The sequence below is a fragment of the Psychrobacillus sp. BL-248-WT-3 genome, from assembly GCF_012843435.1.
In the GTDB taxonomy this organism is placed as follows: domain Bacteria; phylum Bacillota; class Bacilli; order Bacillales_A; family Planococcaceae; genus Psychrobacillus.
Genome location: NZ_JABAFC010000025.1, coordinates 1 through 12,994, shown reverse-complemented (window position 1 = coordinate 12,994; position 12,994 = coordinate 1). Strand labels below are relative to the sequence as shown.

Genomic DNA, 12,994 nt, shown 5'->3' with positions numbered 1-12,994 from the left:
AATATATGTTTCTAATTTCCATATATTAGTTTAAAATATAATTATTACCGTAAAAGGGGGACTATTTTTGAAGAAAATGGGAATTATTTTAACTGCTTCCGCGTTATCACTGGGAATGTTATCAGCTACTGCAAATGCATCATATACGACAGGAACACAGCCTTATAATGTTGTGTCGCAAGTTGCTGCTACAGACGTTTTGGTGTCTAAAGAGGAATTACTTAAAAAGTTTAAGGCTAGCTTTCCAGGTGTTTTCGACTCAATCAAGCCTAGCGAATTCTACATGCATTCCTACGATAATCCATATGAAAATACAACTAGGCATAGTATGTCTTTTCATAAGCAGGAAAAAGGGAAGGAGATCTCGGGCAACATAGGTTTTTATGGGGATAATTATGAGATAGAGTCTTTTCAATATGAACCAGTTGCCACTGCAGATTCTTTATTTCCAGGCAAAGTATCTAAAGATGGAGCTAAACAAATTGCCCATGATTTTATGAAAAAGTATATGAAGGACGGTAGCTACCAATTAGAAGAAGGACTTGAAGATTTTTATTATAGTTCACAAATTTTAACTCGACCAATTCGCTATACTTTCTCTTTTAACCGAATGCAGGATGGTGTCGCTGTTGGGGATCAACAAGTTAATGTGACTGTACTAGGAAATGGAGAGGTTGTAGGATTTAATCGGGCTATTCCAAGCAAGTCTTCTACCTTCGATGATGTAAAAAAGGGTAAAGATGCTGAAGTTATTCTAAATCAGATAAAGGATAATTTGACGGCTAAGCTGCAATATCAAATTACCTATCCAAACGAAGGTAATAAGCCTGATGTGAAGTTAGTTTATAAGCCTGAAATACTAAGTGTAAATGCTATTACTGGGGATTGGTTTAATTCCTATGAGTTTTTAAAGGAGTATCCTGCTCATAAAGGATCTGAAATGATTGTAGACAAGGCATTGCCTGTCAAACACAATGGCATTACAAAAGAAGCGGCTAAGAAAACAGCAGAGAACTTATTGAAGGTAGATTCAAGTAAGATAAAATTAACGATTCAATCGGTAGAGGAAATGAAAAATTATAATGGACAAGAAGTGATCAGTGTTCACTACATGTATCATTTTTCTAATGGCTCAGGATCTGGGTCTAGTATAGAATTCGATAAGAAAACAGGAGAGTTAGTTCGTTTTCATAGTATGCAGCAAGAAATTAAGGAAATGTTAGACGAGAATAAAGATCAGAAGTCCCTATCATATGAGGAAGCATTAGCTAAGGCTGTGGAGTATGCAAAAGAGTATTCGCCTTCTTATCTTCATGAGTATGCGCTTCCTTCTGAGACCAGCTATGCCGATCCAATGAGTGGTTATTACTTCATTTTCCCTCGCATTGTTGATGGAGTATTGGTAGTGGGTGATCAGATAAATGTAAATATTCACAAGGACGGTTCATTAAGTAGCATAAGCATAGATAGACCTCTGATTGACGAGTGGCCATCAAAAGACAAAGTTATTTCTGAGAAAGAAGCAACAGAGACTTTTAAAAAGTCCGTGATGCTAAAGACAAGCTATATGAAAGAATATATGAAGCGAGAAAATAATCACTACTATTTAATTTCTTCTCCATTGTTTAATGAAGAAGAATTTCAGGTTTTAGAGGCAAGCACTGGTAAATGGTTTAACCAATACAACAGAGAGGTACTACCAGAGGTTTCTCATCCAAATGCAGCCGCCGAATTAAATTACTTAATCCAATCTAAAGTGTTAACGGTAAAAGATGCAAAGTCTTTTAATGGAGATGCTGCAGTATCTAAAGGGGAAGCTATTAGGATAATGATGAATTCCTTAACATATATGTACCATGGCTATCCTATGGATGACTCCGAGAATGCTAAACAAACCTTTACTAATATCGATTCGAAGCATACTTCCTATCAGGCTGTTGAAAGAGCAGTAGAACTTGGTGTAATAGCTGCAGACAAATCAACCTTTGATGTGGATAGTCCTATTACTAAAGAGGAGCTATCTATATGGTATATTCGTGCATTAGGCTTAGAGGAAGCAGCTAAGCAAACCAAGATATACAAAAATGATTTCGCGGATAGCAAGAAAATTAAAGATGAATATACCGGCTATATTGTGTTGGCGGATTCTCTAGGACTATTAAAGGCAGAGAAAAATCAGTTTAACCCTACCAAGCAAGTGACCTATGCGGAGCTAGCTGTTTCTACAATTCGTTTGGGCCATGAGATGTCTAAAAAGGGAAGAGATTATAGATACGGCTATTAATCTAATGTTAGTAGGATGGATTTCAAGCGAATGATACTGAACCTTGCAGAGGGGGAGAGAAACCTTGCGGAGACGGAGGAGAACCTTGCACAAACGAGGTTGAACCTTGCGGAAAAAGGCTAGAACCTTGCAGAAACGCGACCGAACCTTGCGCAAACCTTAAAACTAGGCAAAGACGCTTATATCTGCACCTGCTTAGTAATAAATCATTAAATTAGAAAAACTCACCAATATTAGCTTGGTGAGTTTTTGTATTACTTCAGTTTTAAATAAAACCAAATGGCATTGATGAAGGTTTGTACCTGACCTTTACTAGAGGTGTCATCAAAGGATGTTAAGAAAGGATTGAGCAATGGCTGAAGCACGCTTTTGCGAACTCGTTCTTTGTTGAGCTCCGAAATAATGGCCTCATAGAGATCCTCTTGCTCCATCGTAAAATTCTCTTCCTCTTCAATGTTCTTTGCCATTTTCATGAGCTCGCTTAACTCTACTGGCTTTCGATCTATATTCATCCTCATTAAATGGACGGAAGAAGGTTCAATTAAAGAAGTATTATGTTGAAGCATATAGGGAATGATAAGACCGATATATTGGAGTAGGACTGCTACAATTCGATGAAGTGAAAACGTTGCATTTGTTACACGTTTTGTAAATAGTAAGTGCTGGAGCATGCCGTGAAATAGTATAGCACTTTCAAAGGCATTTTCAGAAATTTCCTCTCCAAATACAGAAATAAACCGAATCGCTAACCACTCTAGCTCGAATATACGATGCTGCATCACAAGTTTTTTTAGATCTATTTCATTGGAGCTAAGAATTGCATCAAAGAGAGCATATAGGCTTCTTTCTTCATTTAACTGAATAATACTATATATTTGTTGAGCTAAAATCTGTTGGTCCTTTTCGTTTTTCCCAACTTGGATTTGCATACGAAGCTGACTAGCATCATATCGTAATCCTTCTAGTATTTCTGCGATACAATCATTTTTTGAACTAAAATAATTATAAAAGGTTCCTTTTGAAATAGCTGCTCTATCAATGATGTCCTGGATAGAGGTTTGTTGTATTCCTTTTTCTACAAATAGCTTTAAGGCTACATCTGCAACATGTCTTTTACGTTTATTCATAAATCCTCCGATAGTAATCTGATGATGGCTTTAGTATATATATTGTGAACACAAAGTTCAACTAAATTTAAACTAGGTGTACAAATATATTGAAAAAAATGAACTAATGGTTTAATATAATTCGAGTAATGAAGTAAATATAGAAAAATAGAATAGGGGAAAACGAAAGATGAGTGGCACTGAAAATAAAAAAGCTACGTATTTAATGCTCGCAGTACTCTTTGTTGGAGCATTTGTATCGTTTTTAAATAACTCCCTTTTAAATGTAGCACTACCTTCCATTATGGTGGACTTAGATGTGGAATATTCTACTGTCCAATGGTTGGCAACTGGTTATATGTTAGTGAGCGGAGTGCTAATACCTGCATCAGCCTTTTTAATAAGAAGGTTTTCGAATAGAACATTATTTCTTACCTCCATGGCCATATTTACGTTAGGTACTGCTATGGCAGCAGTTGCTCCAAACTTTGGCTTCCTTTTAACAGGGCGTATGGTTCAAGCAGCTGGTTCCTCTGTAATGGGGCCTTTACTGATGAACGTAATGCTTGTTGCCTTCCCACGTGAAAAACGAGGAGCGGCTATGGGGATTTTTGGATTAGTTATGATCACAGCCCCTGCAATTGGGCCGACATTATCGGGGTTCATAGTACAATACTATGACTGGCGAGTTCTTTTCATCATGATTTTACCGTTAGCCGTTATTAGCTTGTTACTAGCTGTTTGGAAGCTAGGGAATGTTATGACAACTGACAAAACTGCAACAATTGACTTTGCCTCAATAATCCTTTCAACATTCGGTTTTGGTGGTCTGTTATATGGAGTCAGCACAGCAAGCACAGCTGGCTGGGATGATCCAATTGTATTAACCACACTAATCGTGGGATTAGTAGCAATAGTTATTTTTGTAATTCGCCAGTTAAAGTTAGAACAGCCATTGTTAGATTTACGCGTATATAAGTATCCGATGTTTGCTTTAGCATCCATTATTTCAATTGTTAATGCAGTTGCTATGTTCTCGGGTATGATTTTAACACCAGCCTATGTGCAAAGTGTACGCGGTATATCTCCCTTAGACTCTGGACTACTAATGCTACCTGGGGCAATTGTTATGGGAATTATGTCTCCGATAACAGGGAAACTTTTCGATAAGTTTGGTCCCCGTACTTTAGCATTAATAGGATTGGTTATTACAGCAATTTCTACTTTTGAATTATCTAGACTACAAATAGATTCTACCTATTTATTTATTGTTATAATCTACACAATACGGATGCTAGGGATGTCTATGGTTATGATGCCAATCATGACAAATGGTTTAAATCAGTTACCAACACGTTTAAACCCGCATGGTACAGCTGTTAATAACACAGCTCAGCAGGTTGCAGGTTCCATTGGTACGGCAGTGCTAGTTTCTATAATGAACTATGTAACCACCAAAGAAGGGGAAAGCCTAATGGCCAACGTTGACCCTGCTACACTGACAGAGCAAACCATGGGCTTACTAGGTCAACAAGCTCTATTAGCAGGGATTCAATACTCCTTCCTAGTTGCTTTGGTTATGAACATAATCGCGTTAGTCTTAGCATTCTTCTTGAAACGAGTAGATGTAAGCCCAGAATCATTACGTAAAATAGAAGAAGAACACCAAGAACCAAAAGCTTCTAATTAATTTTATTTAAAAAGGGCTAAGACAAATGTCCATTAAAAACGTAAAATCGGAAACTCGATTTTACGTTTTGACTTTTAGTTGTTTGAAGAGGAGAGGACCAATCCCGGGTAAATAGCGAGTCGAAAGCCCACCCTCTGTAACGGAAAACACTCCAATCAAATATAGATAGAAACCCCGAATTTTACTCATCGTAAAACTTCGGGTTTTTTATTTTGGAAGTATATCTTTCATTTTTTCTTTTATGCGTGTTTTGAAAAAATAAAAAATAAATATTTAATAAAATGTCTAATTAAAAATAAAAGTGGGTAATAGATTAAAAGAAGTTGTGAAAAAAATAATAGCATATTCCCATAAAATTACTAAAGAGAGAGTGAGAGTTGGAAAATGTTTAATACGTATGAGGTTAAACCTTATTTTGATGAGATGCTAAAATCATGTGGAGAACCAAAACTACATTATCAAAACTTTTATAATATACTTAACCGATTTTCTGTAGAAGAACTAAAAGAAAAACATGAAACAGCCCAACTTTCCTTTTTAAGACAAGGCATAACCTTTACAGTTTATAACAATAATACGGGAGCAGAACGTACTATGCCTTTTGATTTCATTCCAATTATCATTCCTCCTGAAGATTGGGAGACAATTCAAAAGGGAATGATACAACGCACAGAGGCTTTAAACTGTTTTTTACAAGACATTTACCACAAACAAAAAATTATAAAAGATGGAATTATCCCTCGTGATTTGATAGAAAATAATAAATATTACTATCACAAGCAAATTAAAAATATTAAAATACCATTAAATAACAACATATTTTTAGCTGGTATAGATTTAATTCGTGATGAAACGGGTAAGTATTTGGTGCTTGAGGATAATTTAAGAAACCCATCTGGTCTATCTTATGTATTCCAAAATCGATACGTTATGCGTCAGGTCTATCCCGAATTTTTTGCTAACCACTCCATTCATGCTTTGGAACAGCAAATAACCTATATCTATGAAGCAATCGTAGAACATGCTCCAGAAGGAGTAACTAACCCTAAGGCAGTACTGCTTACTCCAGGAATATATAACTCTGCGTATTACGATCATGTATTTTTAGCTCAACAAATGGGATTGCAGTTGGTCGAAGGCCGTGACCTAACAGTAGTTGATAACATTGTATATATGAAAACAATCCGTGGACTTGAAAAAGTAGATATTATTTATCGTAGAATTGATGATGACTTTTTGGATCCTTTAGAGTTTCGTGAGGATTCTACTCTTGGAGTTCCTGGTTTAATAGATGCATATAAATTAGGCAATGTGGCAATATTAAATGGTATAGGAAATGGTGTTGCTGATGATAAAGCAGTGTATACCTATGTTCCTGATATGATTAGATATTATTTAGAGGAAGAGCCAATTATTGATAACGTGAAAACCTATCGTCTGGATAATATAGAGCAGAGGGAATGGGTGCTTCAGCATTTATCAGAACTGGTCGTAAAAAATGTTGGTGCCTCAGGTGGCTATGATATGTTAATAGGTCCACATGCTACTAAAAAAGAAATAGAGAGATTTAGGGAAAAGATTTTAAAGACACCGGAGCAGTATATTGCGCAGCCGACTATTCAGCTGTCAAGAGCACCTGCGTACCAAGGAGAAGCGTTTTATCCATGTCATGTAGATTTACGAGTGTTTGTCATTAGAGGAGAGGATACACATGTATTTCCAGGTGGTCTTTCACGTGTAGCATTAAAGAAAGGCTCGCTAGTAGTAAACTCCTCACAAGGTGGTGGCGGTAAAGATACATGGGTCATGAAATCAGGGGGTTTTAGTTCATGTTAAGTCGTGTAGCAGATTCTTTATACTGGATGTCTCGAAATTTTGAGCGAGCGGAACAAAATGCAAGAATTTTAGATGTTCATTTAACTCAAATGGTTGAAACCTCTAGTGATGAATCATTTAAAGAGACACAGTGGAAGCTATTATATGAAGCGTGTTCTACTCTAGATGAATTAGAGGCATTGGAAAATAAAAAGAATAGCAAAGAGGAAGACCTAATATTCTACTTGGCATTAAGTCATGAAAATCCAAATTCGGTTTTCAATTGCGTACGTATTGCTAGAGAGAATGCAAGGGTTTGTCGTGATCACATACCTAATGAACTGTTTGAAGTGTGGAATGACGTCTTTCTATATACAAAAGATGCTCAAAATATCCCTTATTCTCTTCAGAACATGAGGTTATTTCTAAGCCAGATTAAAAAGGCTTCTTTCACTATTCAAGGAATTATTGAGTCAAACATGTCTCGTGGTATAGCTTACCATATGATGAAAATAGGAAATTGGTTAGAACGGGCTGAAAAAACTGCCAGAATTTTAAATGTAGTGTGTGAACATACAAGTGAAGCAGAGCTTTCTTATAAAAGAGATGAATATTATGCGTGGCTATCAGCACTTAGAATGCTGAATGGCTATGAGGCCTATTTGAAGGTGAATAGACCAAAAATGGATCCACGAACAATTCTTGCTTTTCTTATTGTAGATGAAACCTTTCCTAGATCCATTCATTACAATATGAATAGTGTGCAAAATGCAATCGATAATTTGGGAGGACATAAGGCTAAACACTCAGAAAAGCTCCATTATCTTTTACAAAGGCTTCATCAAGACTTTGATGAAATGACTATTCAGGAGTTAGACTCCGAAGAAATGATGGAATTTCTGAATCGTTTTCAAAACCAATGTAATGAAATTGGGCAAACTTTCTCTGAAACCTATTACTTAATTGAACCAGTTTCTACATCTTCTACACTCCATATTCAAGTACAGACACAGAGTGACAATGATTGGATGAGTGGATCTCAGGTTTCAAATAATGAAAAAGCGTCCTCTTTAAAGTACAAAATTGAGCATACTAATATTTTCGATTATGAAACGATGGTCGATCAAAGTATGAATTCAATTCGTTTAAAGCCGAGAACAGACGAATGTCAACGATTGCTTTCCTACCGCGCAGAAATTAATCCTGTTGCCTTAACGAAGGAACACGTGGATATATGGGGAAACACAGTAGAATCATTTTTTATAGCAGACCATCATCGACATTTAGAGGTTAAGACAACCTCTATTGTAAGTATTCAAAGAAGTCCGTGGGTTCATCGTATTGATTATTCGCCTGAAATGTACGCAATTTTTCATTCGAATCTTTTTAGAAGTCATTATTTAGCTTATTTAAGTAACACTGCTTACACTTATTTGACACCAGAGCAAATAGAAAAGGTGGATAATGAAATAGGAGAAATGGTAAATCCGGTTAAATACTCAATTGATTTAATGGGATATTTGTTCAATCATTTCACATACGATGGCTCATCTACTACAGTTACCACTAAGGCGATTGAATCCTTCGACCTTAAAAAAGGTGTTTGTCAGGATATATCGCATGTGATGCTCGGAGTGTTAAGGACAAAGAATATACCAGCTCGGTATGTTAGCGGGTATTTGTATGTTGGAGAAAACTCTGCTTTAGTTGGTGATGCTGCTAGTCATGCATGGGTGGAGGTTATGGTACCTGGAATCGGCTGGGTAGGACTTGATCCAACGAATAACGTGGAAGCGTTAGAAAACCATATACGTGTAGGTGTTGGACGGGATTACAATGATGTTAGCCCTGTTCAAGGAGTATATAGAGGTGGAAGTCATTCGCTAGATGTGAAAGTATCTGTAAGTTTAATCGAGCAATAAGAAAGGCCTCAGCTTCAAAGTTGAGGCTTAATTAATGAGGCTCGACAGACCTATTTTTAAAAACAATGTGTTTAATCGGAAAGATTAAGGGAACATTTTAAATAGAACAAATTTACAAAGGAGGACAAAAAAATGAAGCATTTAAAAGCACTTCTTATTAAATTTCTGATGATAGCAGTAGTCCTTTTAGTTGTTTTGACTTTAATCTTTGATGTCCCATTCCTGGATTCTATATGGACTAGCTTAGTCTTAACTGTTTTAGCTTACATTTTAGGAGACTTCCTATTGTTCCGCCTAGCTGCTAATCGTTCAAGCCAAAATGTTCGAAATATGATTGCCACAGGTGGAGATATTATTTTAGCATTCTTAACCATTTGGTTTATGCAAATTGCATTAGTAGATGCTGACGGAAATCTAGCGCTTGGAACACTTATTGCTGCATTAGTTATTGGTGGAGGCGAATGGTTCTTCCACAAATATTTGGATGGAAATGTATTTTTCAAAAATAAACGTACAACAGCAGATGTCGCTGCCGATTATGGAGATTAACAAAAAAACCCTCTTTTCTAAGGGGGTTTTTGTTATGGTTTGTTATTCTATTCAAGAAGAAGTGTTCGGGTTGTCTAAAGAGTTATTTCAACGGTAAGCTGCTAATTGTTTTCGATCTAGCTTTCCTAAAGTGGTATAAGGTAATTGGTCAACAAAGATTATATCCTTTGGAAGATGAATACGTGGAATCCTTAAGCTAAGCCACTCTAATAAAGTTATCTCTGTTAATTGTTCGCCTTCGTTGTTCAGTTCAACGTATGCTATTAGTCTTTGACCATATTGTTCGTCAGCTATGCCTAAAATGGCCACTTCTTTTATCAAAGGATGATGTATTAATACTTGTTCTACTTCTTTAGGGTATATGTTGACCCCTGCAGAAACTATAAGATCGTCTGTTCTCCCACACAAGTAGTAATATCCGTTTGTATCCCTATATCCCATATCTCCAGTCCCCATCCAGGAAGCTTCTTTGTTTTTTATAGACCATCTGTTCTTTGTACATAGCTGTCCAATCTGTCCTTCTTTTAGTTGATTCCCATTTCCAATCACTTCTAGTTTCCCCCCTTTAACTAATCGGCCAATTGTGTCAGGAGAGTATTGCAAGTCTTTCGGTGTAGCAATCGTATTTAGACCAGCTTCGGAAGTGCCATAAAGGTTGTAGAGAATGGGTCCTAGCTTATTGTTGACCTCTTCTACTAGCTTGGCATTAAGGTGTGCTCCCCCTGAAGCAATACATTGTAGAGAGGTTAAATAATCAGGTTTATGCTTAACCAATTTATGAATCATAAGAGGTACAACTGTTATTATTTCGACTTTATGTCTTCTAATGATTTGACTAGCCTTTTCTGCTTGAAAGTACTCTGAAATGATTACTTTTTTCCCTAGAGCGATAAAGGTAAGCAAAATTGCGATACCATACCCATGATAGAGAGGCGTTGCAATATATGCCGTACGATATTGCATTAGCCTCAATCGTTCTAACACAGTTAAAAAGGGATGTAAGTAGTTGATTAAAGAAGGTTTATGGACTGCTTTTTTAGGTGTCCCAGTTGTCCCACCTGTTAGCAATATGAGCCTACCTTTTGACGATCTTTTCATCGATGTAGCTTTTAGTCTGATATCTTGATGAATGAAATGGTTAATGTAACTACTTTCAATTGCCAAGTGGAGTAGTTGAAGATCTTTTAATAGTGATCTGGCTTCTTCATCATATATGTATAAATCGAAATGATAGGTGTCTACTAATTGCTTAAATTGAATGGTACTCATCGTTGGATTCATCAAATAAACATTAGTTCCTAAGCGGGAAGCAGCAAAAATAGAATGAACAAAATGATGATGATTTTTGCTTAAAATAGCTACATTTTTACCTGAACTTAAATGCCGGTTGTCTTTCAAGTAAATAGAAGCAACCTCACAGTTCCTTGCTAATTGGCTATATGTAATACTTTCAGTGTCAGTTACTATGGCTATCTGATTGCCAAATCTTTTTTCCGCAAGCCGTACTAAAACCATTAAGTTAATACCTTCTTTATAAATCGTAAAGATTAAACGAAACAAGCCAGAAGGAGAGAGGAGCCCTATCTTCCATATTACTTGCAATAAGGAAATAATCATTTGTTAAGCCCTCTTTTCTGAAGGAGTTTAGGCAATACATAATCCCATCCTCTTCGGCCGACTAATGAACCTATTTGACCGAAAATCAGCCACCAAGGTTGAAAAATTTTTCTTTTTGTATAAAGGGAATTTGCTATAATCTTTGCAACATGTAAAGGACTCATGGCAGGTGTATTACGATAGGCAAGGGTAGGCTCAATCATTGGAGTCCTAACTAATGGTAGGTAAACCGTGGTAGTTAAAATACCCTTTCCATTTATTTCGGGAGACACGGAGCGGAACCATGTATCAAATGCAGATTTAGATGACTGATAAGCGGCCCAAAAAGGTATAGGAAGAAGCAAGGCATTAACTGTCGACACATTTACAATATGCCCTTTATTTTTTTCTATTAAAGGTATGGTGGACAATAGCAGTTGCACGGGAGCGAAGTAATTAATGGCCATCGTCCTAGTGAAATCATGATAACGATTTAATGACTTATCAATCGAACGATTAATGGACAGGCCTGCATTACTAACGATAATATCCAGTCCATTGGGGAGCTGATGCAAAAAGCGTAGTAATCTTTCCATATCTTTATCTTCTCTCATATCTGCCGAAATAATGCTTACCTTAGCTTTGTAGGATTCTATTTCTTCTTTTATTAGCAATAGTTCTTTTTCGCGTCTTGCTACCAATACAAGGTGTACGTTTATATTCTTTAAAACAAACGCAAGCTCTCTACCTATTCCAGAGCTAGCTCCAGTAATAAGAACTGTTTTAGCATCAAGCTTATCTTCTAGCCTTCTTTCATCCAAATGAATAGAAGGGAAGAGTATTTTTTCTACAATAGAATAGTTAACCATTTTAAACAGCCCTTTATGATTAGAAAATTTAGTTATATACATTTTAACACCTAAACCAAACGCAAAATACAAAAATCGGAAAATTTAGAATCTAATTATTAGCTTTCTATGTTTTAATATGATATTATTACCTCGAATTAGAGATATATTGAACTGAGGTAAGTCGTTAGTTTATAGCTTTACCTGAAAGAGCAAGTTTTGTATTTAAAATGTTTGGGCAAAATAAATAAGAGCAAAGGTAGGAGGAAAAGATATGTTGAAAATAGGTATTATTTTAGGGTCTACCCGTGAAGGTAGATTAAGCCCACAAGTGGGTAACTGGGTGAAAGAAATAGCAGACAAGCGTGGAGATGCTCAATATGAAATTATTGATATTGCTGAATTTAAACTACCATTACTAGGGGAAGCTGGTGGCGATGCTTCAGGAGCGGCAGCTTGGTCAGCGAGAGTAGCTGATTGTGACGGCTTTGTATTTATCGTACAAGAATATAATCACTCCATTACAGGAGCACTAAAAAATGCGCTCGACTATCTTCGTGTGGAGTGGAATAACAAAGCGGCTGGCATTGTATCTTACGGTTCAGTTGGTGGGGCACGTGCAACGGAACATTTAAGAGGAATCTTAGGAGAATTATTAGTAGCAGATGTACGTGTACATCCGGCTCTTTCATTATTTACGGACTTTGAAAATGGAACGGATTTCAAACCAGCAGCCGTTCAAGCAGACTCAGTAAATCAAATGCTAGACCAGGTCATCCCATGGGCAACAGCATTAAAAACTATTAGATAACAAGAAAAGCGCAAGCACCTATGTCTGCCCCGACAGGCAAATGGGAAAAAGCGAGGAGGCAGTTCCTCAGCCACCGGAGCTTTTATCCATTTGACCCGAGGGACAAGGTGCTGAAGCTAGACATAGAAGAAAAGCGTAAGCACCTGTTTCTGCCCCGACAGGCAAATGGGGAAAAGCGAGGAGGCAGCTCCACAGCCACCGGAGCTTTTATCCATTTGACCCCGAGGGGCAAGGCGCAGTAGCTAGACAACAAGAAAAGCGAAAGCGCCTATCCCTGCCTCGACAGGCAAATGGAAAAAAGCGAGGAGGCAGCTCCACAGCCACCGGAGCTTTTATCCATTTGACCCCGAGGGGCAAGGCGCAGTAGCTAGAC

At 37.0% G+C, this 12,994-nt stretch carries 9 protein-coding genes; 6 read left to right on the top strand and 3 right to left on the bottom strand.

Annotated elements, in window-relative coordinates; translation table 11 throughout:
• The first annotated feature begins 76 nt into the window (after positions 1-76).
• On the top strand, positions 77-2,284 hold the full coding sequence (locus HF876_RS12790) for a YcdB/YcdC domain-containing protein (protein ID WP_240949761.1): 2,208 nt from the start codon (positions 77-79) through the stop codon (positions 2,282-2,284).
• Positions 2,285-2,538: 254 nt separating this feature from the next.
• On the opposite strand, the gene HF876_RS12785 is transcribed toward HF876_RS12790, so the two are convergent.
• A complete protein-coding gene (locus HF876_RS12785) occupies positions 2,539-3,411 on the bottom strand; it encodes a TetR/AcrR family transcriptional regulator (protein ID WP_169360446.1) in 873 nt (290 codons plus the stop codon).
• Positions 3,412-3,580: 169 nt separating this feature from the next.
• Between HF876_RS12785 and HF876_RS12780 the strand changes: the two genes are divergently transcribed.
• The 4 genes from HF876_RS12780 (at position 3,581) to HF876_RS12765 (ending at position 9,366) form a co-directional block, all read left to right on the top strand.
• On the top strand, positions 3,581-5,080 hold the full coding sequence (locus HF876_RS12780; RefSeq protein ID WP_169360445.1) for a DHA2 family efflux MFS transporter permease subunit: 1,500 nt from the start codon (positions 3,581-3,583) through the stop codon (positions 5,078-5,080).
• A gap of 384 nt (positions 5,081-5,464) precedes the next feature.
• Entirely contained in the window at positions 5,465-6,916 is a 1,452-nt protein-coding gene (locus HF876_RS12775; RefSeq protein ID WP_169360444.1) for a circularly permuted type 2 ATP-grasp protein, read from the top strand.
• Positions 6,910-8,817 (top strand): alpha-E domain-containing protein, encoded by a 1,908-nt coding sequence (locus HF876_RS12770; RefSeq protein ID WP_169360443.1) that lies wholly within the window; start codon positions 6,910-6,912, stop codon positions 8,815-8,817. The genes HF876_RS12775 and HF876_RS12770 overlap by 7 nt, the downstream gene beginning before the upstream one ends.
• Positions 8,818-8,949: 132 nt before the next feature.
• Positions 8,950-9,366 (top strand): DUF2512 family protein, encoded by a 417-nt coding sequence (locus tag HF876_RS12765; protein WP_169360442.1) that lies wholly within the window; start codon positions 8,950-8,952, stop codon positions 9,364-9,366.
• Between the two features lie 87 nt (positions 9,367-9,453).
• Here HF876_RS12765 and HF876_RS12760 read toward each other — a convergent pair whose 3' ends face one another.
• Together HF876_RS12760 and HF876_RS12755 are read right to left on the bottom strand one after the other, a co-directional pair.
• Entirely contained in the window at positions 9,454-10,983 is a 1,530-nt protein-coding gene (locus HF876_RS12760) for an AMP-binding protein (RefSeq protein ID WP_205964101.1), read from the bottom strand.
• Entirely contained in the window at positions 10,980-11,831 is an 852-nt protein-coding gene (locus HF876_RS12755; protein WP_169360441.1) for an SDR family NAD(P)-dependent oxidoreductase, read from the bottom strand. The genes HF876_RS12760 and HF876_RS12755 overlap by 4 nt, the downstream gene beginning before the upstream one ends.
• A gap of 253 nt (positions 11,832-12,084) precedes the next feature.
• Here HF876_RS12755 and HF876_RS12750 point away from each other — a divergent pair, with 253 nt between their 5' ends.
• On the top strand, positions 12,085-12,621 hold the full coding sequence (locus HF876_RS12750) for an NADPH-dependent FMN reductase (protein ID WP_205964100.1): 537 nt from the start codon (positions 12,085-12,087) through the stop codon (positions 12,619-12,621).
• The last annotated feature ends 373 nt before the right edge of the window (positions 12,622-12,994 follow it).